The 22598-nt window shown below is 65.5% G+C and carries 29 protein-coding genes; 19 read left to right on the forward strand and 10 right to left on the reverse strand.

What is annotated here, in order from left to right:
- Positions 1-9 precede the first annotated feature (9 nt).
- The 4 genes from CA606_RS02335 (at position 10) to CA606_RS02350 (ending at position 3363) form a co-directional block, all read left to right on the forward strand.
- Entirely contained in the window at positions 10-240 is a 231-nt protein-coding gene (locus tag CA606_RS02335; RefSeq protein ID WP_096052562.1) for an aa3-type cytochrome c oxidase subunit IV, read from the forward strand.
- A 118-nt stretch (positions 241-358) separates the two neighbouring features.
- Positions 359-1501: a Re/Si-specific NAD(P)(+) transhydrogenase subunit alpha gene (locus CA606_RS02340; RefSeq protein ID WP_181242741.1), complete on the forward strand. Its 1143-nt coding sequence runs from the start codon at positions 359-361 to the stop codon at positions 1499-1501.
- Between the two features lie 25 nt (positions 1502-1526).
- The gene (locus tag CA606_RS02345) at positions 1527-1862 is read left to right on the forward strand and encodes a proton-translocating transhydrogenase family protein (RefSeq protein ID WP_096052561.1); all 336 of its coding nucleotides are present in this window, start codon (positions 1527-1529) and stop codon (positions 1860-1862) included.
- An 82-nt stretch (positions 1863-1944) separates the two neighbouring features.
- Positions 1945-3363, forward strand: coding sequence for an NAD(P)(+) transhydrogenase (Re/Si-specific) subunit beta (locus CA606_RS02350; protein ID WP_096052560.1), 1419 nt, complete (start codon positions 1945-1947; stop codon positions 3361-3363).
- A gap of 145 nt (positions 3364-3508) precedes the next feature.
- Here CA606_RS02350 and CA606_RS02355 read toward each other — a convergent pair whose 3' ends face one another.
- On the reverse strand, positions 3509-3862 hold the full coding sequence (locus CA606_RS02355) for a UrcA family protein (RefSeq protein WP_096052559.1): 354 nt from the start codon (positions 3860-3862) through the stop codon (positions 3509-3511).
- Between the two features lie 395 nt (positions 3863-4257).
- Here CA606_RS02355 and CA606_RS02360 point away from each other — a divergent pair, with 395 nt between their 5' ends.
- Genes CA606_RS02360 through CA606_RS02375 form a run of 4 tightly spaced genes read left to right on the forward strand, consistent with a single transcriptional unit; the run spans position 4258 to position 8428 of the window.
- Positions 4258-5028 (forward strand): M23 family metallopeptidase, encoded by a 771-nt coding sequence (locus tag CA606_RS02360; protein WP_096053901.1) that lies wholly within the window; start codon positions 4258-4260, stop codon positions 5026-5028.
- A 60-nt stretch (positions 5029-5088) separates the two neighbouring features.
- Positions 5089-6045, forward strand: coding sequence for an alpha/beta fold hydrolase (locus CA606_RS02365; protein WP_096052558.1), 957 nt, complete (start codon positions 5089-5091; stop codon positions 6043-6045).
- A gap of 38 nt (positions 6046-6083) precedes the next feature.
- Positions 6084-7001, forward strand: coding sequence for an ABC transporter ATP-binding protein (locus tag CA606_RS02370; RefSeq protein WP_096052557.1), 918 nt, complete (start codon positions 6084-6086; stop codon positions 6999-7001).
- Positions 6998-8428 carry an ABC transporter permease gene (locus tag CA606_RS02375; RefSeq protein ID WP_096052556.1) on the forward strand — a complete coding sequence of 477 codons (1431 nt, stop codon included), beginning with the start codon at positions 6998-7000 and terminating at the stop codon, positions 8426-8428. The genes CA606_RS02370 and CA606_RS02375 overlap by 4 nt, the downstream gene beginning before the upstream one ends.
- Positions 8429-8518: 90 nt before the next feature.
- Here the strand turns inward: CA606_RS02375 and rpsU are convergent, their stop codons facing one another.
- Positions 8519-8752 carry a 30S ribosomal protein S21 gene (rpsU, locus tag CA606_RS02380; RefSeq protein ID WP_096053900.1) on the reverse strand — a complete coding sequence of 78 codons (234 nt, stop codon included), beginning with the start codon at positions 8750-8752 and terminating at the stop codon, positions 8519-8521.
- Positions 8753-8933: 181 nt separating this feature from the next.
- Here rpsU and CA606_RS02385 point away from each other — a divergent pair, with 181 nt between their 5' ends.
- Positions 8934-9611 (forward strand): COQ9 family protein, encoded by a 678-nt coding sequence (locus tag CA606_RS02385; RefSeq protein WP_096052555.1) that lies wholly within the window; start codon positions 8934-8936, stop codon positions 9609-9611.
- A gap of 11 nt (positions 9612-9622) precedes the next feature.
- On the opposite strand, the gene rcdA is transcribed toward CA606_RS02385, so the two are convergent.
- Together rcdA and CA606_RS02395 are read right to left on the reverse strand one after the other, a co-directional pair.
- Complete coding sequence (rcdA, locus tag CA606_RS02390; RefSeq protein WP_096052554.1) at positions 9623-10132, reverse strand: protease adaptor protein RcdA; 510 nt, start codon at positions 10130-10132, stop codon at positions 9623-9625.
- Between the two features lie 183 nt (positions 10133-10315).
- Positions 10316-10522 (reverse strand): DUF1192 domain-containing protein, encoded by a 207-nt coding sequence (locus tag CA606_RS02395; protein ID WP_096052553.1) that lies wholly within the window; start codon positions 10520-10522, stop codon positions 10316-10318.
- A 75-nt stretch (positions 10523-10597) separates the two neighbouring features.
- On the opposite strand from CA606_RS02395, the gene CA606_RS02400 reads away from it, so the two are divergent.
- The 3 genes from CA606_RS02400 to CA606_RS02410 all read left to right on the forward strand — a co-directional run bounded on the left by CA606_RS02400 (position 10598) and on the right by CA606_RS02410 (position 13129).
- Positions 10598-11572: an NAD(P)H-quinone oxidoreductase gene (locus CA606_RS02400; RefSeq protein WP_096052552.1), complete on the forward strand. Its 975-nt coding sequence runs from the start codon at positions 10598-10600 to the stop codon at positions 11570-11572.
- Positions 11573-11624: 52 nt separating this feature from the next.
- Positions 11625-12263, forward strand: coding sequence for a hypothetical protein (locus tag CA606_RS02405; RefSeq protein WP_181242742.1), 639 nt, complete (start codon positions 11625-11627; stop codon positions 12261-12263).
- 152 nt (positions 12264-12415) lie between these two features.
- Positions 12416-13129 (forward strand): DUF1013 domain-containing protein, encoded by a 714-nt coding sequence (locus CA606_RS02410; RefSeq protein WP_096052550.1) that lies wholly within the window; start codon positions 12416-12418, stop codon positions 13127-13129.
- Positions 13130-13451: 322 nt separating this feature from the next.
- Here CA606_RS02410 and CA606_RS02415 read toward each other — a convergent pair whose 3' ends face one another.
- Positions 13452-13625 (reverse strand): YdcH family protein, encoded by a 174-nt coding sequence (locus tag CA606_RS02415; RefSeq protein WP_024265934.1) that lies wholly within the window; start codon positions 13623-13625, stop codon positions 13452-13454.
- 129 nt (positions 13626-13754) lie between these two features.
- Here CA606_RS02415 and CA606_RS02420 point away from each other — a divergent pair, with 129 nt between their 5' ends.
- From CA606_RS02420 to CA606_RS02430, 3 genes are read left to right on the forward strand one after another with little or no spacing between them, the layout of a single operon-like run.
- Complete coding sequence (locus CA606_RS02420; RefSeq protein ID WP_096052549.1) at positions 13755-14372, forward strand: UbiX family flavin prenyltransferase; 618 nt, start codon at positions 13755-13757, stop codon at positions 14370-14372.
- A 4-nt stretch (positions 14373-14376) separates the two neighbouring features.
- On the forward strand, positions 14377-14850 hold the full coding sequence (locus tag CA606_RS02425; protein ID WP_096052548.1) for a TIGR02444 family protein: 474 nt from the start codon (positions 14377-14379) through the stop codon (positions 14848-14850).
- Between the two features lie 57 nt (positions 14851-14907).
- Complete coding sequence (locus CA606_RS02430; protein ID WP_096052547.1) at positions 14908-15138, forward strand: YdcH family protein; 231 nt, start codon at positions 14908-14910, stop codon at positions 15136-15138.
- 104 nt (positions 15139-15242) lie between these two features.
- On the opposite strand, the gene CA606_RS02435 is transcribed toward CA606_RS02430, so the two are convergent.
- The 3 genes from CA606_RS02435 to CA606_RS02445 form a co-directional block, all read right to left on the reverse strand.
- A complete protein-coding gene (locus CA606_RS02435; RefSeq protein WP_096052546.1) occupies positions 15243-16961 on the reverse strand; it encodes a M61 family metallopeptidase in 1719 nt (572 codons plus the stop codon).
- 68 nt (positions 16962-17029) lie between these two features.
- Complete coding sequence (locus CA606_RS02440; RefSeq protein ID WP_096052545.1) at positions 17030-17389, reverse strand: response regulator; 360 nt, start codon at positions 17387-17389, stop codon at positions 17030-17032.
- A gap of 138 nt (positions 17390-17527) precedes the next feature.
- Entirely contained in the window at positions 17528-18241 is a 714-nt protein-coding gene (locus tag CA606_RS02445) for a GGDEF domain-containing protein (RefSeq protein WP_096052544.1), read from the reverse strand.
- Between the two features lie 229 nt (positions 18242-18470).
- On the opposite strand from CA606_RS02445, the gene purE reads away from it, so the two are divergent.
- Together purE and CA606_RS02455 are read left to right on the forward strand one after the other, a co-directional pair.
- Positions 18471-18962 carry a 5-(carboxyamino)imidazole ribonucleotide mutase gene (gene purE / locus CA606_RS02450; protein WP_096052543.1) on the forward strand — a complete coding sequence of 164 codons (492 nt, stop codon included), beginning with the start codon at positions 18471-18473 and terminating at the stop codon, positions 18960-18962.
- 5 nt (positions 18963-18967) lie between these two features.
- The gene (locus CA606_RS02455; RefSeq protein ID WP_096052542.1) at positions 18968-20053 is read left to right on the forward strand and encodes a 5-(carboxyamino)imidazole ribonucleotide synthase; all 1086 of its coding nucleotides are present in this window, start codon (positions 18968-18970) and stop codon (positions 20051-20053) included.
- Here CA606_RS02455 and CA606_RS02460 read toward each other — a convergent pair.
- Positions 20050-20289, reverse strand: a complete 240-nt coding sequence (locus CA606_RS02460; RefSeq protein WP_096052541.1) for a helix-turn-helix domain-containing protein — start codon at positions 20287-20289, stop codon at positions 20050-20052. The two genes, CA606_RS02455 and CA606_RS02460, sit on opposite strands and share 4 nt — an antisense overlap.
- Complete coding sequence (locus tag CA606_RS02465; RefSeq protein WP_096052540.1) at positions 20289-20789, reverse strand: DUF2975 domain-containing protein; 501 nt, start codon at positions 20787-20789, stop codon at positions 20289-20291. Before CA606_RS02465 ends, CA606_RS02460 begins: the two co-directional genes overlap by 1 nt.
- Positions 20790-20890: 101 nt before the next feature.
- Here CA606_RS02465 and CA606_RS02470 point away from each other — a divergent pair, with 101 nt between their 5' ends.
- A complete protein-coding gene (locus tag CA606_RS02470) occupies positions 20891-21826 on the forward strand; it encodes an ABC transporter ATP-binding protein (protein ID WP_096052539.1) in 936 nt (311 codons plus the stop codon).
- Positions 21826-22551, forward strand: coding sequence for an ABC transporter permease (locus tag CA606_RS02475; RefSeq protein ID WP_096052538.1), 726 nt, complete (start codon positions 21826-21828; stop codon positions 22549-22551). The genes CA606_RS02470 and CA606_RS02475 overlap by 1 nt, the downstream gene beginning before the upstream one ends.
- Positions 22552-22598 lie beyond the last annotated feature (47 nt).

Consider the following 22598-nt stretch of genomic DNA (forward strand, 5'->3'; position numbering starts at 1 on the left):
GGACGACACATGGCTGGCGACTATCACCGCGGCGAAATGGACATCCACGAGCAAGCTGCCACCTACGACGCGTTCGGCAAGATGACCAAGTGGGGCTCGCTGGCCATCGCGGTCCTGCTGCTGTTCTTCACCCTGCTGTTCTGCACGCCGGCGGGTTTCATTGGTAGCGGTATTGCCTCAGTCGTCCTTCTGGTGCTGGGTGTGGTGCTCCTGAAGGAAAAGCCTGCCGAAAGCCACTGACACCGGTGGCCATCGGCATAATTTTTCCCTGACCTCCACGTCATGCCTCGACAAGAGGCAAGACTATCCCCTACAGAGCCCCTCATGCTGGTGAGGTAACACCGCTCTGGGGAGGGGAATGCCGATGGCCGTCATCGCCGTCACGAAAGAGACCCGCGCCAACGAAACGCGGGTCGCCGCTACGCCTGAAACCGTCAAGAAGCTCGGCGCCGCCGGCTTCTCGGTGGTGGTTCAGGCCGGAGCTGGGACGGCCGCGTCCTATCTGGACGCCGACTATGAAGCGGCGGGCGCCAAGATCGCCAAGACGGCGAAGGACGCCCTGAAGGACGCTGACGTCCTGTTCAAGGTGCGCGCGCCTGAGTCGGCCGAAATCGCGGCCCTGAAAAAGGGCGCCATCGTCGCCGCAGCGCTCAATCCCTATCAGGACAAGGAAACGCTGGACGCCCTGGCCAAGGCCGGCGCCACGGCGATCGCCATGGAGTTCATCCCGCGCATCACCCGGGCGCAGGTCATGGACATGCTGTCGTCTCAGGCCAACCTCGCGGGCTACCGCTCGGTGATCGAAGGGGCCGAGGCCTATGGCAAGGCGCTGCCAATGATGATGACCGCCGCCGGCACCGTCGCCGCGGCCAAGGTGTTCATCATGGGCGTCGGCGTCGCGGGTCTGCAGGCCATCGCCACCGCGCGCCGATTGGGCGCGGTGGTCACCGCTACCGACGTGCGTCCGGCCACCAAGGAGCAGGTCGAGTCGCTGGGCGCCAAGTTCCTGGCCGTCGAGGACGAAGAGTTCAAGAACGCCCAGACCGCCGGCGGCTACGCCAAGGAGATGTCCAAGGAGTACCAGGCCAAGCAGGCCGAGCTGGTCTCCAGCCACATCGCCAAGCAGGACATCGTCATCACCACGGCCCTGATTCCGGGCCGTCCGGCGCCCAAGCTGGTCAGCGCCGCCCAGGTCGCCTCGATGAAGCCGGGCTCGATCCTGGTCGACCTGGCGATCGAGCAGGGCGGCAATGTCGAGGGCGCCAAGCTCAACGAGACGGTCGTCACCGCCAACGGCGCCAAGATCCTCGGCCACGCCAACCTGCCGGGCCGCATCGCCGCTGACGCCAGCGCGCTCTACGCCCGCAACCTGTTCGCGCTGTCGTCGCTGTTCACGAACAAGGAGGGCGCCTTCGCCCCCAACTTCGAGGACGAGATCCTGCAGGCCGCCGTCGTCACCCGTGACGGGGCGATCGTGCATCCGAACCTGAAGACCGCCTAACTCCAGCATCGAAAGGGAGGCTCCCATGGAAGCCGTAGACCCCACCGTGTTCCGTCTGGCGATCTTCGTGCTCGCCATTTTCGTCGGCTACTACGTCGTCTGGAGCGTGACGCCCGCGCTGCACACGCCGCTGATGGCTGTGACCAACGCCATTTCGTCAGTGATCATCGTCGGCGCCCTGCTGGCCGCTGCGGCCCATGGCGCCAATTCCGACCTGGCCGGCGGCGCCATCGCCGGCTCGACCTGGATCTCCAAGGGGGCCGGCGCGATCGCTGCAGCCTTCGCGGCGGTCAACATCTTCGGCGGCTTCTTGGTCACCCAGCGCATGCTGGCGATGTACAAGAAGAAAGAGAAGAAGTGAGCGGCCACCAATTCCGCAGAGCGGAATTGGATCAAGTATAGGATCAGGCCTTCTTTGAAGGCCTGTGGGGGAGAACAAGATCATGAACGCCAATCTCGCCGCCATTCTCTACATCGTCTCGGGGGTGCTGTTCATCCTCGCCCTTCGCGGCCTGTCCAGCCCGGTGACCAGCCAGGCGGGCAACCGTAACGGCATGATCGGCATGGCCATCGCCGTCGGCACCACCCTGGCCACGCTCTGGAGCCAGGGCGCGCTGGACGCCGTGACCCTGGGCCTGATCCTCGGCGGCGTCGCCGTCGGGGGCGCGGTCGGTGCGGTGATCGCCCGCAAGGTCGCCATGACTTCGATGCCGCAGCTGGTCGCCGCCTTCCACAGCCTGGTCGGCATGGCCGCCTGTCTGGTGGCCGTGGCCGCCATCTATACGCCCGCCGCCTACGGCATCGTGGGTGCGGACGGCGCCATCCACGGGGGCAGCCTGATCGAGCTGTCGCTGGGTCTGGCCATCGGCGCCATCACCTTCACCGGTTCGGTCATCGCCTTCGCCAAGCTGAACGGCAACATGGGCGGGGCTCCGATCCTGCTGCCGGCGCGTCACCTGCTGAACATCATCATCGCGGTCGCCATCGTGGCCCTGATCGTGGTGCTGGTCGCCAGCGGCGGTTCGGCGATCTGGGCCTTCTGGGGCATCTTCGCTCTGAGCCTGCTGATCGGCGTCACCCTGATCATCCCGATCGGCGGCGCGGACATGCCCGTCGTGGTGTCGATGCTGAACAGCTATTCCGGCTGGGCGGCGGCGGCCCTGGGCTTCACGCTGGAGAACACCACCCTCATCATCACCGGCGCCCTGGTCGGCTCGTCGGGCGCGATCCTGTCCTACATCATGTGTAAGGGCATGAACCGTTCGTTCGTCTCGGTGATCCTGGGCGGCTTCGGCGCTGACGCCGCCGCCGCCGGCCCTGGCGGCAAGGTCGAGACGCGCCCCGTCAAGCAGGGCTCGGCCGACGACGCGGCCTTCATCATGAAGAACGCCTCGAAGGTCATCATCGTCCCGGGCTACGGCATGGCCGTCTCTCAGGCCCAGCATGCTCTGCGCGAAATGGCCGACAAGCTGAAGGAGGAGGGCGTCGAGGTGAAGTACGCCATCCACCCCGTCGCCGGCCGCATGCCGGGCCACATGAACGTGCTGCTGGCCGAAGCCAACGTGCCTTATGACGAGGTCTTCGAGCTGGAGGACATCAACAGCGAGTTCTCGACGGCGGACGTCGCCTTCGTGATCGGCGCCAACGACGTCACCAACCCGGCGGCCAAGACCGACCCGACCAGCGCCATCTTCGGCATGCCGATCCTGGACGTGGAGAAGGCTCGTACGGTGCTGTTCGTGAAGCGCGGCATGGCCTCTGGCTATGCGGGCGTCGAGAACGAGCTGTTCTTCCGCGACAACACGATGATGCTGTTCGGCGACGCCAAGAAGATGGTCGAGGGGATCCTCAAAGGGCTTTGATCTGGCCGCGTCGTATCGAAACCCCAAAGGCCCCGGTGGAAACGCCGGGGTCTTTTTCGTGCGCGCAAAACAAAGGCCCCAGGGTTACCTGAGGCCTCTGTCGCGGGGCGGGGTGTGGGGTGTGGTGCGGCGGTCGCTTTTGCGATCACTGAGCGGCGAGCTCGACCGCGCTGGCCTGCTTGGCTTGAGCCAGGGCCTGGCGTTGGGGCTTGGACAGCTGACGGTCAGCGTCGCGTTGAACCTCGGTCAGGCAGCGGCCGAACGACATGTCCAGGGTGTTGTTGCGCAGCTTCGCGCGGCAGATCGTTTCGCCGGCTTGCTGGACGCGGGCCTTGAACACGGCGGCCTGGGCGGGGTTCGACAGATTCAGGTCAGACACTGCAATGCTCACGCGCGGGTCGCTCTCGGCGGCGTTGGCGGCTTGCGTCAGGCCCAGGACCGGCACGGCGGCGAGGCTCAGGGTGGCGACGGTGGTCAGGCTCATGATGAACTTGCGCATTTGAAGTATCCCTCTGGTTGGGCGCAGTTCGTTGCGCCGATGAATATTGGATACCTGCAGGTTCTCGCGAAGTCCCGTTACGTCTCAGTCATGACGTGTAATTAAGAGAATTACAGCGCCTTAATATTCTAAAATGCCTGTAATGTTGTGAGTATATATCTGACTGCGGCGGGGTTTGCGCAAATATATGGTTTGCAAATGGTTAAGATGAGCCCCGTTTTCGCCTTATGCGACATTTATGCATGCCGCCTATTCACCATCCCGAAAGGTCAAGTATGAGAGCAAGGCCGCCCAGACGCGGTCCTCTCGACTGACCGAGCGTCGAAGAGGAAGCGGTTTTGGTCTCTAGGAGCTTGGCCCTATCGCCGCAGCACTTGCGGGTCGCGTTGTTCTCGATGCTGGGCGTCGCTGCGATGGTGGGTGCGCTGAACGGCGCGCTCGCCCTGGGTGGTTGGGTGGCGAGCGCCCCTATGAGCCAGGCAAGCCGTGCGGACGCTCAGCCGGCGCCCGAGCCTGACCCTGACGTCCTGTCGCCGCCACCGGCCTTTGTGTTCGACGCGCCGCTGCCAGGGCGGGTCATCAACTCGCCCTTCGGGCTGCGGCAGCTGCCCTGGGAAGAAAGCGGTCGTCTACATCAGGGCGTCGATATCGCCGCGCCCGCCGGCGCCGCCGTGAAGGTCGCAGCGAACGGGGTCGTCAAGGCGACCGGCGTTAGCCCGACCTACGGCCGCTATGTGCTGGTGATGCACAAGGGCGGCCTCTCGACCCTGTATGCGCATCTGGCCCGTCCGGCGCGCGGCGTGAAGCGCGGTGCGTATCTGCGACGCGGCGAGATCGTCGCCTTCGTCGGTAATTCGGGGCGGTCCTCGGGCTCGCATCTCCATTTCGAGATCCGCAAAGGTGACAAGCCGCTCAATCCCAGCTTCTTCCTTGGCCGCACCTTCGCCGAAGCCGACGATCTGCCGTTGCGAGCCGCGAGCCGCGTGTCGCGAAAGGTCCACAAGGCGACCGTGTCGCGTTGGCCGACGGGCATGACCAAGGCCGCGAAGCGACAGGTCGAACTTGCGCGGTTGAAGAATGGGCAAGTCAAGGCGACGCTCCCCGTGGCTACGGCGCCGGCGCCCGCCGACCCAACGGCGTCAAGTTTGAGCGACGCCGCGATTTAAAGTTCGCAACGGCCTATCGTCGCTCTCGACCGTGCGCGATCCGCGATTACATTGGACGCTATGATCCAGTTTGTCGGTCGTGGCGTCGCGGGCCTTGCCCTTGTCTTCTTCTTCTACATCGCCGCTGGTGGCCTGATGAGCGCGACGGGCGCGCCGAAGCTTCGCGGCCAGATGGTCGAGATCGAACCTGGACGCGCGTTGCGCTTGGTCTGCGAGGGGCCCAGCAGCGATCGACCGATCGTGTGGTTGGAGGCGGGAGCCTTTGGCTTCGCGGCGGACTGGGGCGCGGCGCAAGAAGCGTTGACCAGCGCCGGCTGGCGGTCGTGCGCCTATGATCGCGCCGGCATGGGTTTCTCTCCGAAGGGGCCAAGCCCTCGCGACGGCCACGCCATCGTTTCGGACTTCGAGAAACTGGTCGCGGCGTCCGGAGAGCGGGGGCCCTACATCCTGGTCGGCCACTCGATGGCGGGCCTCCGTCTGCGCGAGTACGCCGGCCGCAATCCCGATCAGGTCGCGGGCCTGGTCCTGGTGGATGCGGCGACACCCGAGGCGGCCCTCAACCCGTCGATGCAGGGCTTTATCAAGACGTTCGCGCGCGTGTCCAAATGGGCCGCCTTCGGCGCCTCGATCGGACTCTACAAGCCGCTCATCCACACGCGCCTCGGCGACAAGATCGATCTGCCGCCGGCCGCCAAGGCTGAAAAGGGGTGGGCGTTCGCCAGCGGTCTTCATAATCGTACCGCCGCCGAGGAGGTGGGGCTGTGGGCCGAGGCTTCGACCCAGGCGGCCGCTCAGCCCCAGTTCGATCCCAAGTGGCCGATGGCGGTGGTGACCGCCGGGCCCGTCGCGGGCCGCGAACTGCGGAAGGACATGCAGGCTGCGCCCGCGCGCCGCGCCGTGCATGGCTATGTCGACCATGTCGAGGCGGCCACGCACCAGCTGCTGATCGGGCGACGCTTCGCCGACCGCATTGTTCGAGCCATCGCCTTCGTAGCCGACGCTCGCGAAAAGGGCTGATACAACCAGAGCGTAGGATCGATTCGGAGAGCCGTCTCATGGTCAGCGCCGTAACCCTGGAAGGGGTCAGCAAGACCTACGATGACTTCCATGCCGTGCGGGACGTCAGTTTCGAGGTCCCCGCCGGGCGGATCACCGGATTCCTCGGGCCTAACGGCGCGGGCAAGACATCAACCCTCCGCATGATCCTGGGCCTGCTGCCGCCCTCCGCAGGGCGTATATCGGTGCTGGGCGCCGAGGACGCGACGAAGGTTCGCGACCGGATCGGTTTTCTCCCCGAGGAGCGCGGCCTCTACAAGCGCATGACGCCGATCGACGCGATCGCGTTTTTCGCCGGATTGAAGGGCGTGCCCGAAGCCGAGGGTCGCAAGCGGGCCACGGCGCTGCTGGAGGCCCAGGGTCTGGGCTTTGCGATGAAGCGGCCGATCAAGGATCTCTCCAAGGGGATGGCGCAGAAGGTCCAGCTTCTGTCGGCCTTGGCGCACGAACCGGCGCTGGTCGTGCTTGATGAGCCCTTCTCGGGCCTGGATCCCGTCAACCAGCAGGCTTTGGAGGCGATGATCCGCGAGATCGCCGCGCGCGGCGCCACCGTGCTGTTCTCCACCCATGTGATGCAGCACGCCGAGCGCCTTTGCGACAAGGTCGTCTTGATGGCGCGGGGCCGGAAGGTCTTCGACGGCGATGTCGCTACGGCCCGTTGCGCGGCGCCGCGAGCGCTGGTGCTGGAAGGCGACCTGTCCGCCGAGGAGGTTGCGGCCTTGCCAGGCCTTGGCGAGGTTGTCTCCGAGCCCCTCGCCGAAGGGGGATGGCGTCATGTGGCCCGTTTGCCTGAAGTCGGAACCGGGCAGGACGCCCTGAAGGCCGCGTTCGCTCGCGATCTGTCGCTGCGGCGGTTCGAGCTCAAAGAGCCCACCCTGCATGACGCCTTCATCGTGCTGACAGGAGGCCAGGCATGAGCCGTCTGCTGAAAATCGCGCGCCGGGAGTACCTGGCCTATGTCCGCACGGTCGGTTTTTGGTTGTCGATCATCGCCTTGCCGCTGGTGATGGGAATCAGCACCTCCGCGCCCTTGCTGATGATGAAGTCGGCCAAGCCCGAGCGGCTGGCCATTATTGACCTGACCGGCCAGGCGTTCGCGCCGGCGATCACCAAGGCGATGGCCGAGGATCAGAACCGGGCGATCGCCAGGGCGCTAAGAGCTGCGGCGCTGTCGGCGGCGGGCCCCGAAGCGCAAGAGGCCGTCCGTAAGGCGCAGCTTGAAGGAGGCGATGCTGCAGGGCGCGAAGCCCTGGAGCGGTTCAACCCGACCGCCGCCGCGCGCTTCAAGCCGCCCAAGGTCGATGCGATCATACTGCCGCCGCCGCCGGAAACTCTGGCCGCCAAGACACCGGCCGAAGCCGGGATCGTCGCCCGCCGCGAAGTCGCCGAGAAGCGCCTGGATTCGGTGCTGATCATTAGCGGGCGCGATGCGGACGTGACCATGGACCTGTGGAGCCGGAACCTCGCCGCGCCCGTTCTGGAGGGCGACCTGCGTCAGACCGTCAGCGAGATCATGCGCGAACGGGCGCTCGCTCGGGCGGGTGTTTCGGCGCAGACCCTGAGCGAAGCCGACGCCCTCAAACCCGCCTTCAACAGCTTGTCGCCCAAGGCGGCTTCGGGCGCGAAGGTCGCGCTGCGCGACCGGCTGCCGACCTTTGTCGGGCTCGCCGCCGGCTTTCTGTTGTGGTCGATGGTCATGACCGGCGCCAGCATCCTGCTGAACAGCGTCATCGAGGAAAAGTCGAGCAAGATCCTCGAGGTTCTGCTGTCGTCCGCCTCGGTCCCGGAGATCATGGGCGGCAAGATTCTCGGGGTTGCGGGGCTGACCCTGACGGTCATGGGCGTATGGGCCATGGCGGGCTGGGCGGCCCTCATCAACTTCGCCCCGGGCTTGGCCGGCGACTTGGTCGCGGTGCTGCTGGGCAAGGGTCTGCTGGCCTATTTCGGGGTCTATCTGGTGGGGGGGTACCTGATGTACGCGGCGCTGTTCGCGGGCATTGGCGCCTTCTGTGAGACCCAGCGCGACGCCCAGACCCTGCTGGGTCCGATCATCCTGGTGATGTCGATCCCGATCATCTTCATGAGCCAGGCGATCCGCTCGCCAGACTCGCCGATTCTCTCGACCCTGTCCTGGATTCCGCCGTTCACGCCGTTCCTGATGCCGGTGCGCATCGCGGGCGATCCGCCGCTGGTTCAGGTGGTGGGAACGACTATTCTCATGGCGGTGACGACGGTCGCCCTGGTGGCGTTCTCGACCCGAGCGTTCCACGTCGGGGCGCTGGCGACGGGGAAGATTGACCTGAAGACCCTGATCGGCCGGATCGCCCGCAAGCAGGCGGGGTAGGTCCTCGACGGTCTGAACCAGAAACGACGAAGGCCGCGCGGATTACCGCGCGGCCTTCGAATTCTTCAGCGATGTGAAGACGCCCAGGTCTTACCGGCTGGGCTTCTTCGGCATCGGCAGCAGGCCTTCACGCTGAGCGCGCTTGCGGGCCAGCTTGCGAGCGCGACGGACCGCTTCGGCCTTTTGGCGCGCGCGCTTTTCCGACGGCTTTTCATAATGCACGTGCCGCTTCATTTCGCGGAACGAGCCTTCGCGTTGCATCTTCTTCTTCAGAGCCTTCAGGGCCTGATCGACGTTGTTGTCGCGGACGAAAATCTGGACCAGGGGTATCTCTCCATTCGACAGCCCGACCAAAATTCCCAAGTCCCTCTTGAGGGGCCGGGCGGGCGAATAAAACCAGTGCCCCGGAAGGGGTGCTTCCAGGCGATGAGGCGGGGCTGATAGCAGAGCCAACGGCCGCTGTCCATGCGCGACGCGGCCTAAACCACGGTGTAGACTCGGATTCATGAGCGAAACCGTCGACACCTCCGGCCAAGCTTCCGATCAAGCTGGCGCAAACTGGGCCGATCTGGCCGAACAACGCGTTCTGGATGAGGCGCTGCGCCTAGCGCCCAAAGCCGGCTGGAACGCGGGACTCGTCAGTCGCGCGCTCGCTGCGGCGGGCCTTTCCGGGGCCGAGGGGCAGCTGTTGCTGCCTGAAGGCCCTCGCGACTTGGCCGCCCTTTTGTCGCGACGCCATGACGCCGCGGCGCTGGAGCGCCTTGAGGCCTTCGATGTCGCCGCCTTGAAAATTCGCCAGCGGATTCGCGAGGGCGTGATCGCCCGGCTCGACGCGGCGCAGGAAAACGCCGATGCGCTGCGGCCGCTCGCCGCGTTTCTGGCCTTTCCGACCAACCTGGCTCTCGCCCTGCGGCTTACCTGGGAATCGGCTGACGCGATCTGGCGTTGGGCCGGCGACACCGCCACTGACGAGAACCACTATTCCAAGCGGGCGATCCTGTCGGGAATCCTGATTTCCACCCTGGCCGTCGACATGGCTTCGGGGCGCGTCTCGGCGCTGTCGCATCTGGACGCGCGGATCGACAACGTGATGGCCTTCGAGAAGTGGAAGGCGGGTCTCAAGCCGATGGATCTGGCCAGCGAGATGGTCTCCGCGCTGGCCAGGATACGGTTCGGGAAATAGGGGCGGGGGCCTTAGCCCCCGAACGCCGCCGTCAGGCGATCGAGCTGGTTCTGAACCGGACGCGGCGCTTCCTCGTTCGGCGACTCCACGTACATGCGACGGTCCAGGTGGCGGACGCGCTCATAGAGCCGCTCGGAGCGCTGCAGCAGGTTCATCAGACCAAAGGGCAGCTCCTCAACGGCCGGGCCGTCGGCGGCGGCTTCCTCGCCCAGGCGATAGGCTTCGGCGCACGCGGCTTCGGGCGGCATCTCGCCCTCGCGGACGGCGCGCTGCACCAGCAGCCAGGAGGCCACCTGCATCAGGCGCGTGGTCAATCGCATGCTCTCGGTGGCGTAGCCCAGCGCGGCGTTGCGGGAGAGGACCTTGCTGTCATGGCGTCCGGCCCCGTCGAGATAGGCGGCGGTCTCCTCGACCAGCTGCATCCCTTCCTCGAACGTCCGGTCAAACAGTTCCGATCGCGCGAAATCCTGGATCACTCCAGCGCGCCAAGGCGTGTCCGCGAACGCGTTCACTTCGGTCATAGCTACTCAATGCCCCTTCGAAAGGCCGCGAGGACGTCTCGCTTGGATGCCGAACTGCAACGCCCGTGCCAGAGCCAACCGTCCCGTTTCGCGACCCGCCCCTTCGAACCGACCCACACAAACTCTTAAGACGAAAGGCCGCCTTAAGCCGCCAGTAACCTCACCGAAACCTTAAAGGAACCGTTAGTCGAGGCGACCAAACAGCGCATTGGCCGCATCTCGCCCGGCCTTTTTCTTGGCCAGATGGGCCTTGGTGCGCTCGATCTCAGCCTGCAGCGCTTCGATCCGCTCTTCCAGTTCCGAGACGCCGTAGACCTCCAGGTCCTCGTGGGTCGCCTCGTTCAAAGCACGTCCGCTGAAGGCGCGGGCTTCCGCAGGCTCCTCGAACATCGGCTTTTCTCCCTTTTCCGTGCGACATCTGACGCCTACCTAGGCCGCAAGGCAAGCATCACGAGGGAGCCCGGCATGGCCGAAACGATGACGGCGATCGCGATCGACGGCGGCAAGGGACCGGCGCAGGCGCTGCACGCCACCGCCATTGAACGTCCTGCGGCGGGACCGGGTGAGATCCTGATCAAGGTGTCGGCGGCGGGGGTGAACCGTCCAGACCTCCTGCAGCGCATGGGCTTCTACCCGCCGCCGCCCGGCGCGCCCGTGACCCTGGGCTTGGAGGTGGCTGGCGAGGTCGTGATCGGCGTGGGGCGCTGGAAGGCGGGCGACAAGGTCTGCGCCCTGCTGGGCGGCGGCGGTTACGCCGAGTACGCCGTGGTCGACGCCCGCCATGCGCTGCCGATCCCGGGGGACCTGGATCTCGTCCAGGCCGCCGCCCTGCCCGAGACGGTGTTTACGGTCTTCGCCAACGTCTTCGAGCATGGCGCGTTGAAGGTCGGCGAGACGCTGCTGGTTCACGGTGGAACGTCCGGAATCGGAACAACCGCCATCGCCATGGCCAAGGCCGCCGGCGCCAAGGTGATCGCCACCGGACGCGGCGCCGACAAGAAGGCCAAGGCGCTTGAACTGGGCGCCGACATCGCCGTCGACACCAAGGCCGAAGATTTCGCGGAGATCGTCAAGGCGGCCGGCGGGGCGGACGTGATCCTCGACATGGTCGGGGCCAGCTATTTCGAGAAGAACCTCGACGCCCTGAGCACCGGCGGCCGCATCGTCTACATCGCCAGCCTCGGCGGCTCGACGCTGGAGGTTCCGGTGATGAAAATCATGCAGAAGCGCGCCGTGATCACCGGCTCGACCTTGCGTCCCCGCTCGGCCGACGAGAAGGCGCGTCTGGCCGCCGAGGTCGAGCGCGTCGTCTGGCCCTGGGTGGCGGCCGGCAAGCTGAAGCCGATCGTCGATGCGACCTTCCCGCTCGCCGAAGCCGCCAAGGCGCATGCGCACTTGGAGGCGGGCGAGCATGTGGGCAAGGTGGTGCTGGTGCTATAGTTCCAGAAAGACTAGGAGCGCTCTCGCGAGAAAATGAGCTCTGGAAGGTGAAATGCGTAGTCGCAGCCGGTTAGATTGCGCTTGGATTTTCGCGGCGGCATACGCCTTTCTTTTTCCTATCGCTGTTTCGGCAATAGCATTTTGGGAGCGCTCACCCGCAATACTAAGGCGTCTTGGCACTGAAGTTTCGGCCGCCTGGGCTCAGGCGTTCTTTTCTGTCGTCGCCATATTTGCTGCGATTTGGATATCGAGAAGAGAAACGCGGCATCAGAATGAAATTCGCAGGTCAGAAGAAGTTAAAATTTGTCGATTATCGATAATTTCTATACACTCTTTAAGGGAGAGTATAGAGGGGGTCGATCGTATCTTGCCGAAGATGGCCCAGCTTCCCAGTGTGTCTATCCTCTACTACTGTAACCAATGGGAAGGGCAGGGAAGGCGTAGGTTGCGATCTGCTGAGTTGATGCTTTCCAGAGCTTTCCCCGTGCGGGCTATGGAGGCTCTGCTCGTCATTGAGGACGCGGCTAAAGGGCTTATAGAGGTTGCTCAAGACGTGAAAGCTAACGGCTCTAAGGCCGCCTATCACGGCAGGTGGATTGAAGGCATGCTCATGCACCTCAATGACGCTGAGAAGGCTCTTTCTTGGGTGGCTGATGATCCTGATCCGCCGTTCTCCTCCTCAGGGAGGTAGCGTCGCGGCAACCGGAGCGCTTGCACCCATCTGCGAGATGCGACGACCGTAACCGTTTGTCCCCCGTTCCCTTTTCACGAGAACCGGATTATAGCGTTCACCCACAACCCGCCCGGCCGAAAGGCCGGGCGCCGTCATTTCTGGAGGACCGCATGTCCGACATCCTGATGCCCAAGGCGACCGCCGTCTGGTTGGTGGACAACACCTCGCTCAGCTTCGAGCAGATCGCCGATTTCTGCGGCCTGCACCCGCTGGAAGTGCGGGGCATCGCCGACGGCGAAGTGGCGCGCGACATCCGCGGCGCCGACCCGATCGGCAATGGCCAGCTGACCCGTGAGGAGCTGGACCGCGCCCAGGCCAATCCGGACTACCGGATGAAGGCCCAGGTCAGCCGCCACGCCGAACTCTTGAAGCCGCAGAAGAAGGCCCCGCGCTACACGCCGGTGTCGCGTCGTCAGGACCGTCCGGACGCCATCGCCTGGTTCCTGCGCCACCACCCCGAAGTGACCGACGCCCAGATCTCCAAGATCCTGGGCACCACCAAGGCCACGATCGAGCAGGTCCGCGCCCGCACCCACTGGAACGCGGCCAACATCAAGCCAGTCGATCCGGTGACTCTGGGCCTGGTCGGCCAGCTGGAGCTGGACGCCCTCGTCAAGAAGGCCGCCGAGAAGAAGGCCAAGGACGACCTGAAGAAGGGCATCCTGCCGGAAGACCCGACCCTGCGTCCCGCCTCGGAAGAGGGCCAGTTCGAGCCCGAGGTCGAGGAAGAGGAAGAAGACTTCCGCGCCAAGCGCGGCGACCTCAAGGCCGAGGACGTGTTTGGCCAGTCGACGGGCTATGTCGACGAGGAAGACGAGGACTAAGACATCCGACCTCCCCGGCGAATGCCGGGGTCCAGCCCGACCTGCTTGGGCTGATGGGAAGAACTCGGAGCTTTTGGAACTCGCCTAGTCGCTCTTCTATCTGGGCCCCGGCATTCGCCGGGGAGATCGGGTTGAGGCGTCGCGGAAAAATCAGAGGCCCCGTTCCTTCTTGGAGCGGGGCCTCTCGTTTTTCGGCTGCTTTTAGCAGCTAGAGCCCTTTAGCTTTAGATGGAGTCATCTGAAGCGTTGAAAGGGGCTCTAAATGTTTGATTTTCGAGCCTGTTTATCGGGTTTAGATGGTTCCATCTAAACCCGACAGGCTCTAGTGCATTCGAGCCTTGAGGCCCTCGATCTCTTCCTTCAGCCGCAATTTCCGCCGTTTAAGCTCCCTGAGCGCCGTTCCGTCGCTACCGGGTCGATTGGTCTCCTCCTGAATCTTGCGATCGAGGTTCTCGTGACGGGACCCAAGCTCGCGGATACGGGATTCGATGGCCATGGCTCTCGGCTCCTTGCTGGTGGAGAGGAAAGTGAACACCCGCTGCGCGGCGCTGTCAGATCACATATGATTGCAATCGGCCCCGCTTGACGTGGCGTGGCTTGCTCCCAATACGGACAGAAATTCACCATGTCGGATGGTTCGAAAAACGCTGATCGCCCGCGTCTCGTGGTGGGCATAACAGGGGCTTCCGGCGTGGCCTACGGTCTCCGTGCGCTCGACGCCTGTCGGGATTTGGGTGTCGAGAGCCATCTTGTGATGTCCAAGTCCGCCGCCTTGACCCTCGCCCAGGAGGCCGGGCTTTCGGTTTCGGACGTGAACGCCAAGGCCGATGTGGTGCATCGCGTCGCGGATGTCGGCGCCTCGATCGCGTCGGGTTCGTTCCGGACGCTGGGCATGCTCGTCGCGCCCTGTTCTGTCCGTACGATGAGCGAAATCGCAACGGGCGTAACGTCTTCGCTGCTGACCCGCGCGGCCGATGTGGTCTTGAAAGAGCGACGGACCCTGGTGCTGATGGTGCGCGAGACGCCTTTCCATTTGGGTCACCTGCGCACCATGACCAGCCTGGCGGAGATGGGCGCGGTGATCGCGCCGCCGTTGCCGGCCCTCTACGCCAAACCAAGCTCGATCGAGGAGATGGTCGATCAGTCGGTGGGCCGTGTGCTCGATCTCTTTGGTCTCTCCTGGCGACCCGTGAAGCGCTGGGGCGAGGACATGGAGACCATCACGGGCAAGGGAGAAGGTTAACGCGATGGGCGCGACCAAAGGGCTTTGGGATTGGGCTTTGGACGCCTATGCGCGTCAACCTGTCGCAGAGGCGTGCCTGCATCTGCAGGACGCCCACGGTCAGAACGTACCCTACCTGCTCTGGGCCGCCTGGATGGCGGAGCAGGGCAGGGCGGCGGACTTGAAAATCGCCGCTGGTGTCATGCGTGGTTGGGACAGGGATGTCGGAGCGCCCTTGCGCGGCGTGCGTCGCGCGCTCAAGGCGCCGAGGCCCCCCCTCGATGAGATCGGCAAGGAAGCCTTCCGCGAGGCTGTGAAGGCCGTGGAGCTGCGGGGCGAGCGTGTGCTGATGGAGAGCCTCGAGGCGCTGGCGGGGCCGCCGACGGCCCCTGCGAGCGTTGTAGAGGGTCTTGTGGCGGCTGCGGAAGCGTCCGGCGATCCGCCTCGCCGCGCTGCGCTGGAGAGGCTGGCCCTGGCGCTCGAAACGGCGCGTGGCTGAGCGCCTTTACCGCTCGTCAGCCTTTGCTATCTATGAGCCTGAAGGGGCCCCACCGAGATGACGTCCATGAACGACGATGATCCGTCGGACGATACCGACATTGCGATCGAACGTCGCCTCGCCGACCTGCGCGAGGACCACAAGGACCTCGACGACGCGATCCGCGCGCTGGAAGATCGTTTCCAGCCCGACATGCTGCAGATCGCGCGGCTGAAGCGGAAGAAGTTGGCCTTGAAGGACGAGATCGGCCGTCTGGAAGATCTCCTGACGCCGGACATCATCGCCTGACTAGAGCGTTTCGCGACCTGACTGCGTCAGGCCGCGAGCTCTAGTCGTTTGTCTCGACGCATTTTTCTTCACGCGAACCGGAACCACTTCGCTCGAAAAATGCTCTAGCCCGCTACGGCTTTCACGCACGCGGACCGCGCGTCCGGCGCAAGCGTCGCCGGAAGCTTGATCCGTTGTACGGTGACCTCGCCCGGTCCCTTCGGCAGAAACCGGATCACGCGAGGCTTGCCGTTTTCCTCGATCGCCAGTCCGATCTCGATCGAGCTGTCGCCCGGCTTGCCGCCTTGCCGACCCAGGTACTTCATGCCGTCGCGCAGACCCGCCGCGTGGGCCGGGCCAGCAGGATCGACGCCGGCGATCATTCGGCCCCTGCCGGTCTCGGCGAGATCGAGGCCCAGCCAGTAGGCCGGTCGCGTCAGGGTCTCGACGGTCAGGCACCCTCCGAAGGCGTCGGACGGGAGCAGTATCCGCTCGCCCCCGGTCACGAAACGATCGAGCTCCGGCGTCAGGTCAACGCCGGCGAGTTTCCGGGCGACGGGGATAAAGGTCTCTGGCGCGGAAAGGCGGCGTGAGCCTTGTTGTCTCGCCGCCTGATCGCGCATGGCCAGCATCACACGATCAAGCCCGCCCTTAGGTTTCAGCTTGGTCTCTATCAGCACCGCCAGTTGCGCGCCGCGCTGATAGGGCAGCTTCTGCATGGCCTTGTCGCTCCAGAACTTGGCGACGATCTGGTCGTTGGTCGCGCCGATCGCCGACGACGTCGCATAGGCTTCCAGCGCTTCGTTCCAGGCGGCGGCGAAGGTTTCCAGATCGACGAGACCCGAGCGGAGCGCCAGTCGGCGAGCGTAGTAGTCGGTGAACCCCTCACTGAACCAGTAGCCAGCCGGCTCTCTTGGCCCCTGAATGGCGCCGCCAAGCCTTTCGGCGTTCCAGGTGTGGAGATACTCGTGCGTCAGGAAGAGCCGATAGTCTTCGAGCTTGGTGTTCTGGGTTGAGATCACCGCGAAGGCGTCGTCCAGTCCTGTGCCGCGATAGGAAGTCCAGCCTTGGGGCGCGGCCTGGCCGGCGAGGGTGATCAGGAATGGGTCGCGCCCATCGCCCCAGAACGCGCGAACGGCGCCGATCGATTGCGCCGCCATGTCTGCGAACGCCTCGGCGGTGAAATTGAATTGGCCGCGCATGGCCACCGTCAGCGGCGCGCCGTCGACGTCCCGGCGTGTTTCGACCAGATCCGGATAGGCCATCAGGACGCTGGGGCCCAGGCGTTCGATGGAGCCAGGCGTGTTCTCAAGCGGGGATAGGTCGGTGCTCAATCGCAAGGAAGAGCCTGCGGCGTCCCAGGAGAACCGCGCCGTGTCGGTCTCCCGGCCTTCCGGCGCTACAAAGATCGTATGGCCGATCAGATAGAAGCCGTCTGGACCGATGATGGGCTGGCCGTAGTTGGGACCGTCGGGCGGCGGCGGACCGTCGTAGGCGCTGACGACTTGATAGCGAACCGTGAGGCGCGCGCGGGGCTTCGACGTGATGACCCATGTCTTTTCGTCAGGCCTTGAAAGCTGACCGCCCGTCACGGCGGGATCCTTCAGAAACCGCCAAAGACGCTCGCCTCCGCCCCATTCGGTTGGCAGTCGCAGACGGGTTTCGCCATCGGCGTCGGCGGGCAAGGTGATCGTCACCGAAACGGCGCGAACCTTTCCGTCCTCCACCACGGGCGCGAGACGATAGGTGTCCAGGCTCGGCTTCGGCGCCGCCTCGGCTCCAGACGTCCAGGCGCACGCCGCTGCAAAGACGGCGAGAACCGACGATGCACGATCGCTGATCATGGTGAGTTCCCCGAAAACCTGGCCGCACCCTAGGGGCGCGCAGCGGTTGGGGTCAGCTTAAAGTTCTGTCACGCCGCGTGGCGATCTTCCAGTGCGCGCACCGTCTGCAGCAGTCGTCCGGGGGTGATCGGCTTCTCAAGCCGCGCATCCGCGTGCTGGCCATCCTTGATCAGGCGGGGGTCGATGGCCGAGGCCATCAGTGTGGCCGCGCCGGGAAGGGCTTTGCGTACGGCGCTTACGAGTTCGCCGCCGCTCATGCGGGGCATTGTGAAGTCGGTGATCACCAGGTCGGGATAGAAGGTGTCCAGCGCCTCAAACGCCTCCAGGCCGTCTCTGCAGAGCAGGACGTCAAACCCAGCTTCCGTCAGCGTGATCTCGTAGATCATCGACAGAACCGGATCGTCTTCGGCGATCAGGATACGCTGCATGACCTTCAATCTCGCGCTCATGCTTAACAAACCGTGAAGCTAGTTAGCCTGGACACGCTGAATGAGTCCCCGTGCGATAAGGTCGCACGACTGGCGGTTGTCACGGTGAAAACTTGGGCGCCCTGGGTGGCGCGGGCCTCAGGCTGTCCTGCGCTTGCGCAGGAACATCGCCGCATCGGCCTCAGCCAAGGCTTCTTCAGGATCTGCGCCGGCTTCGATTTCGCGCACGCCGAACGAGATATGCAGCGGCGCTGACCATTCGCCGAACTCCACCGGCTCGGCGCGGACCGCCTCGGCGAGGCTCTGAGCCTTGGCAAGAGCGGTTTCCTTGTCGGCTTGCGCCAGGAGCACCGCGAACTCGTCGCCGCCCATGCGGCCGACGATGTCACTTTCACGGACATTGGCGAGCAGGCGCTTGGCCACGGCCTTCAGGGCCTCATCGCCTGCAGCGTGGCCGAAACGGTCATTGACGCTCTTGAAGCCATCCAGATCGAAGAAAACGATGCTGGCCGGCGAACCGTAGCGCTGGGCGAAGGCGGCGACGCGCTTCATCTCGCGAAGGAAAGCCCGCCGGTTCAGCACCGGGGTCAGCACATCCATGTCGGCCAGGCCCTGAGCCTCGTTCAGGCGGAGCTTCAGGACCGAAACTTCATTTCGCAGATCCTCGATCTCGCTCATCAGGGTCTGCAGCGCTTCGACGACCTTCGGCGTCAGGTCCGCCTCGGTCAAGCCCAGGAACGCGGCGCTATCGGGCGCGGACACCTCGCGGGCGGCGACCTGCGCGCCGGCGCGCGCCAGCGCACGCTTGCGGATGGCGGCGAAGGGTTCGGTCCGGGCGCCTGAGATCTTCATGGCCTTACGGGGGAATCGAATTGCACAGCTGGTCATGGTTAACGGGAACGGCGTTCGACGCAATCGGGGCGCCGAAGAGTCGCAGGGACTAGCGGGCTGATCTGGTCAGCAAACCCGCATCCAAAAGCGGCCTTGAGCGACCTTGTGTCGTTTTGGGCTTGCGCACCGAGGGCGGCCCGCATACGGGGCGGCTTTCATCCGCCGCCGCCGAGTTCAAGGGACGACGCCGATGCCTTCGACCACGCCTCCCGTCGCCATCATCATGGGCAGCCGCTCGGACTGGCCGACTATGAAGGGCGCGGCCGATGCGCTTGACAGCCTGGGCGTTGCCTGGGAGGCCAAGGTGGTTTCGGCCCACCGCACGCCCCAGCGGCTGTTCGACTTCGCCACCGGCGCTGAGAAGGCCGGTTACAAGGTGATCATCGCCGGCGCCGGCGGCGCGGCGCACCTGCCGGGCATGGCGGCCTCGATGACCAATCTCCCCGTCCTGGGCGTGCCGGTGCAGTCCAAGGCGCTGAGCGGCCTGGATAGCCTGCTTTCGATCGTCCAGATGCCCGGCGGAATTCCCGTCGCCACCTTGGCCATCGGCGAGGCGGGCGCCAAGAACGCCGGACTGCTCGCGGCCCAGATCCTGGCCTTGTCCGATACGGCGCTCTCTGGGCGCCTGGCCGCCTTCCGCGCCGCCCAGACCGACAGCGTCGCCGAAAGCGTCGAGGACTGATCCCAATGGCTTCGTTCCCCCTGGTTCCCGGTTCCACCATCGGCGTCCTCGGCGGGGGGCAGCTCGGTCGCATGCTGGCCCTGGCCGCCGCGCGCCTGGGCTTCGACGTGGTCATCCAGGACCCAGAAGAGGGCTCGCCCGCTGGCCGGGTCGCCGCCCGCCAGATCGTGGCGGCCTATGACGATCGCTGGGCCCTGAAGCGCCTCGCCGAGGCGTGCGACGTCGTCACCTATGAATTCGAGAACGTTCCCGCCGACACCGTCTCGGAGCTGACGGCGCTGGGGGCCATGGTCTCGCCGGGGGCCAAGGCGCTGGCCGCCGCCCAGGATCGCGTGGTCGAGAAGACCTTCCTGGCCGAGATCGGCGTCCCCACCGTGGCCTTCGCCGCCGTGAACGACAGCGACAGCCTCGCCGAGGCCGTCGCCCGGATCGGCGCGCCGTCGCTGCTGAAGACCCGGCGCGAGGGCTATGACGGCAAGGGCCAGGCCTGGATCCAGAAGGTCAGCGACGCCGAGGCGGCCTTTGACAAGATCGGCCGTCAGCCGGCGATCCTGGAGGCGCCCGCCGACTTCGGCCGCGAACTTTCGGTCATCGCTGCGCGCGGCCGCGACGGCGAGATCGCCTGCTATCCGGTCAGCGAGAACCACCACGAGGGCGGCGTCCTGCGCCGCACCGTGGCGCCGGCCAAGATCACCCCGGCCACGCGGGATCAGGCCGAGTCGATCGTCGCCAAGATTCTCACCGCGCTCGACTATGTGGGCGTCATCGGCGTCGAGCTGTTCGAGCTTTCCGGCGGCAAGCTGCTGGTCAACGAGTTCGCGCCGCGCGTCCACAACACCGGTCACTGGACCCAGGACGGCTGCGAGGTCGACCAGTTCGAGCAGCACATCCGCGCCGTCGCCGGCTGGCCTCTGGGCCCCACCACGCCGCATCATCATGTCGAGATGACCAACCTCCTGGGCGCCGATGTCGACGCCTGGAAGAAGCTGGCCGCCGAGCCAGAGACCCGCGTGCACCTCTACGGCAAGGGCGAGGCGCGTCCTGGCCGCAAGATGGGTCACGTCAATCGGCTGCGGCCGCTGCGCGACTAGTCCGCCTCGTCCGGGCCGTTCAGGTCGTCGGCGTCGAAGTCATAGTCCAGAAGATCGCCTGGCTTGCACTCCAGGGCCGCGCAGAGGCGGGCCAGGGTGCGGAAGCGGATGCCCTTGACCTTGCCGGAGCGGAACAGCGACAGCTGGGTTTCGCTGAGGCCGACTTCGGCCGCCAAGTCGCGCGCTTTGAGGCCCTTGGCGACGATCAGGGCGTCCAGGGTGACGCGGACGGGCATCAGATCATCTCGTCGAGTTCAGCCTGCGCCGCCAGGGCTTGGTCCATCACGCGGCCCAGCAGGAAAAGCGCGCCGCCGATCATGCCCAGGGTCATGCCGGCGACGTCGAAGTGCAGATAGCCGCCCTTGGCCTGTCCCAGAAACCGCATCAGGTTGGTGACCACGAAGACGCTGGTCAGTCCTCCGGCGCCCAGGGCCAGTCCGACCCGACGCAAGGCGGGCGGCAGCGCGGCCTGGATAAGCCGGCCGTTGGCGAGTTCGCCCAGTGTCTGGCCTATGGTCCACACCGCGAAAAGGTAGCAGGCGATCGGCAGGTTCCAGACCGTCGCGGCGAGCATCGCGCCCGGGCGCCAGGGCGCGTCCTTGAGCAGCACCAGCAGCAACGGGAACACCCAGGCCATCAGCGCGACCAGCAGTCCGACGCTGATCACCATGAACATCGCCAACCAGCGGAACTGGCGGCAGCGGCGGCGGAAGGCGAGGATTTCGGTCTGGCTCATGGTCGGCTGTCGGGGTCTGGAACCTGTCTCGTCTTTAATCTTGACTTAAAGATCACAACTCCGCAACTTTATCTCTAACTTAAATTTCGTGAGCGCCGCCGATGTCCGCCGCCCTTGAGACCCAAGGCCTGTCCCGCCGCTTCGGCGCGCGCGTGGCGGTCGATGATCTGTCGATGACCGTACCGGAGCGGGCGGTCTATGGCTTTCTGGGCCGCAACGGCGCGGGCAAGACCACGACCTTGAAGATGATCCTGGGCTTGATCCGGCCCAGCGCCGGAACCGCGAGGGTCAACGGGATCGACGTCTCCCGCGACCGGATCGGCGCGGCCAGGCAGATCGGCGCGCTGCTGGAGGCGCACGGCTTCTATGGCAATCTGACGGGCCGAGAGAACCTTGGACTGACCGCCACGCTGATCGGCTTGCGCGCCACCGAGATCGACCGCGTGCTGGACGTCGTTGAGATGAGCGCCGACGCCGACCGCAAGGTGGGCGGCTACTCGCTGGGCATGCGCCAACGCCTTGGCCTTGCGCGGGCTATGCTGGGCGCGCCGCCGATCCTGGTGCTGGACGAGCCGACCAATGGCCTTGACCCCGACGGCATCGCCGACATGCGCCGGTTCCTCAGAAGCCTGCCAGACCGGACGGGCGCGACCGTTCTGCTGTCCAGCCACCTGCTCGGTGAGATCGAGCAGACCGCGACCCATGTCGGCGTGGTCAATGACGGTCGATTGGTTCTTGAGGGCGAGCTCTCGCGATTGAAAGCCGATCTAGCGCCGGAGATTCTGGTCCGGACCGGCGACCGCACGGCCGCGATCTCGCTGCTGTTGAGCCGGGGCTATTCGCCGGTCAGCGACGAGAGCGGTCTGGTCCTGGCTCTGAAACCCGGCGCCGATCCCGATCAGGCCGCCGCCGAGCTGGCCCGTCTGCTGGTCGCGGCCGGCGTACCGGTCTTCGCGATCGGTCCCCGTCCCAAGACGCTCGAAGACATCTATCGCCGCGTCGCCAAGTCCGCCGTCACCACCGCCGAGGCCGCCTGATGCTCGCCGTCCTGTCAGTCGAAATCCGCAAGCTGAACCGTTCGCTGGCCGCGCTGCTGGCCGTATCGGCTCCGACCCTGATCGCCATCTTCCTGTTCTTCAACATGTCGCGGGGCAAGAAGGGCGCGCCCTGGGAGATGTGGCTGCAGAGCTCCAGCGGGGTCTGGGCGTTCTTCATGCTGCCGATGAGCGTGACGGCTCTGACCGCCTTGGTCGCTCACATGGAGCATGGGCCACGCAGTTGGGACCACCTGCGAGCCTTGCCCGTCGCGCGCTGGAAATTCTACGCCGCCAAGGCCATCTGCGTGATCGGCCTGATCGCCGGCATGACCGTGCTGAACCTGCTGCTAACCTGGGCCGCCATAGCGGCCGCCTCGGCCCTGAAGCCGGCGGTGACCCCGATCGGGACGCTGGATCTCGCCAAGCTGGCCGCGCTGAACGGCAAGATCCTGCTGGCCGCCACCCTGATGATCGCGATCCAACTGTGGACGGCGATACGCTTCTCCAGCTTCGTGCCAGCCCTGGCCTTGGGGGTCGGCGGGACCTTCTTTTCGGTGGTCGCCACCTCGGCCAAGGCCGGGGTGTTCTTTCCCTGGCAGATGCCGATCAACATGATCGCCAAGGAGGCCTGGCGGGTGGACACCGCCCTCGCCCTGGGTGGCGGATTAGGCGCGGTGGTGCTGGTCCTGGCTATCCTTCATCTGGCGCGCCGCGAGGTGGTCTGAGAGCCGCGCAGTCCGGCGCGGCCCATGCTAAGTCCCCCCGCGCGAGA

Source organism: Caulobacter vibrioides (genome assembly GCF_002310375.3).
Classification (GTDB): Bacteria; Pseudomonadota; Alphaproteobacteria; order Caulobacterales; family Caulobacteraceae; genus Caulobacter; species Caulobacter vibrioides_D.

What these genes read in the sequence shown, in the direction of transcription:
- CA606_RS02360 (WP_096053901.1), top strand. Translation starts at nt 4,258, where the DNA reads ATGCTGGGCGTCGCTGCGATGGTGGGTGCGCTGAACGGCGCGCTCGCC.
- CA606_RS02385 (WP_096052555.1), top strand. Translation starts at nt 8,934, where the DNA reads ATGAGCGAAACCGTCGACACCTCCGGCCAAGCTTCCGATCAAGCTGGC.
- CA606_RS02440 (WP_096052545.1), bottom strand. Translation starts at nt 17,389, where the DNA reads ATGCAGCGTATCCTGATCGCCGAAGACGATCCGGTTCTGTCGATGATC.
- CA606_RS02335 (WP_096052562.1), top strand. Translation starts at nt 10, where the DNA reads ATGGCTGGCGACTATCACCGCGGCGAAATGGACATCCACGAGCAAGCT.
- CA606_RS02420 (WP_096052549.1), top strand. Translation starts at nt 13,755, where the DNA reads ATGTCGGATGGTTCGAAAAACGCTGATCGCCCGCGTCTCGTGGTGGGC.
- CA606_RS02430 (WP_096052547.1), top strand. Translation starts at nt 14,908, where the DNA reads ATGACGTCCATGAACGACGATGATCCGTCGGACGATACCGACATTGCG.
- CA606_RS02365 (WP_096052558.1), top strand. Translation starts at nt 5,089, where the DNA reads ATGATCCAGTTTGTCGGTCGTGGCGTCGCGGGCCTTGCCCTTGTCTTC.
- CA606_RS02475 (WP_096052538.1), top strand. Translation starts at nt 21,826, where the DNA reads ATGCTCGCCGTCCTGTCAGTCGAAATCCGCAAGCTGAACCGTTCGCTG.
- rcdA (WP_096052554.1), bottom strand. Translation starts at nt 10,132, where the DNA reads ATGACCGAAGTGAACGCGTTCGCGGACACGCCTTGGCGCGCTGGAGTG.
- CA606_RS02350 (WP_096052560.1), top strand. Translation starts at nt 1,945, where the DNA reads ATGAACGCCAATCTCGCCGCCATTCTCTACATCGTCTCGGGGGTGCTG.
- CA606_RS02410 (WP_096052550.1), top strand. Translation starts at nt 12,416, where the DNA reads ATGTCCGACATCCTGATGCCCAAGGCGACCGCCGTCTGGTTGGTGGAC.
- CA606_RS02340 (WP_181242741.1), top strand. Translation starts at nt 359, where the DNA reads ATGCCGATGGCCGTCATCGCCGTCACGAAAGAGACCCGCGCCAACGAA.
- CA606_RS02400 (WP_096052552.1), top strand. Translation starts at nt 10,598, where the DNA reads ATGGCCGAAACGATGACGGCGATCGCGATCGACGGCGGCAAGGGACCG.
- CA606_RS02395 (WP_096052553.1), bottom strand. Translation starts at nt 10,522, where the DNA reads ATGTTCGAGGAGCCTGCGGAAGCCCGCGCCTTCAGCGGACGTGCTTTG.
- CA606_RS02455 (WP_096052542.1), top strand. Translation starts at nt 18,968, where the DNA reads ATGGCTTCGTTCCCCCTGGTTCCCGGTTCCACCATCGGCGTCCTCGGC.
- CA606_RS02405 (WP_181242742.1), top strand. Translation starts at nt 11,625, where the DNA reads ATGCGTAGTCGCAGCCGGTTAGATTGCGCTTGGATTTTCGCGGCGGCA.
- CA606_RS02375 (WP_096052556.1), top strand. Translation starts at nt 6,998, where the DNA reads ATGAGCCGTCTGCTGAAAATCGCGCGCCGGGAGTACCTGGCCTATGTC.
- CA606_RS02470 (WP_096052539.1), top strand. Translation starts at nt 20,891, where the DNA reads ATGTCCGCCGCCCTTGAGACCCAAGGCCTGTCCCGCCGCTTCGGCGCG.
- CA606_RS02435 (WP_096052546.1), bottom strand. Translation starts at nt 16,961, where the DNA reads ATGATCAGCGATCGTGCATCGTCGGTTCTCGCCGTCTTTGCAGCGGCG.
- CA606_RS02355 (WP_096052559.1), bottom strand. Translation starts at nt 3,862, where the DNA reads ATGCGCAAGTTCATCATGAGCCTGACCACCGTCGCCACCCTGAGCCTC.
- CA606_RS02415 (WP_024265934.1), bottom strand. Translation starts at nt 13,625, where the DNA reads ATGGCCATCGAATCCCGTATCCGCGAGCTTGGGTCCCGTCACGAGAAC.
- CA606_RS02345 (WP_096052561.1), top strand. Translation starts at nt 1,527, where the DNA reads ATGGAAGCCGTAGACCCCACCGTGTTCCGTCTGGCGATCTTCGTGCTC.
- CA606_RS02425 (WP_096052548.1), top strand. Translation starts at nt 14,377, where the DNA reads ATGGGCGCGACCAAAGGGCTTTGGGATTGGGCTTTGGACGCCTATGCG.
- CA606_RS02370 (WP_096052557.1), top strand. Translation starts at nt 6,084, where the DNA reads ATGGTCAGCGCCGTAACCCTGGAAGGGGTCAGCAAGACCTACGATGAC.
- purE (WP_096052543.1), top strand. Translation starts at nt 18,471, where the DNA reads ATGCCTTCGACCACGCCTCCCGTCGCCATCATCATGGGCAGCCGCTCG.
- CA606_RS02445 (WP_096052544.1), bottom strand. Translation starts at nt 18,241, where the DNA reads ATGAAGATCTCAGGCGCCCGGACCGAACCCTTCGCCGCCATCCGCAAG.
- CA606_RS02465 (WP_096052540.1), bottom strand. Translation starts at nt 20,789, where the DNA reads ATGAGCCAGACCGAAATCCTCGCCTTCCGCCGCCGCTGCCGCCAGTTC.
- CA606_RS02460 (WP_096052541.1), bottom strand. Translation starts at nt 20,289, where the DNA reads ATGCCCGTCCGCGTCACCCTGGACGCCCTGATCGTCGCCAAGGGCCTC.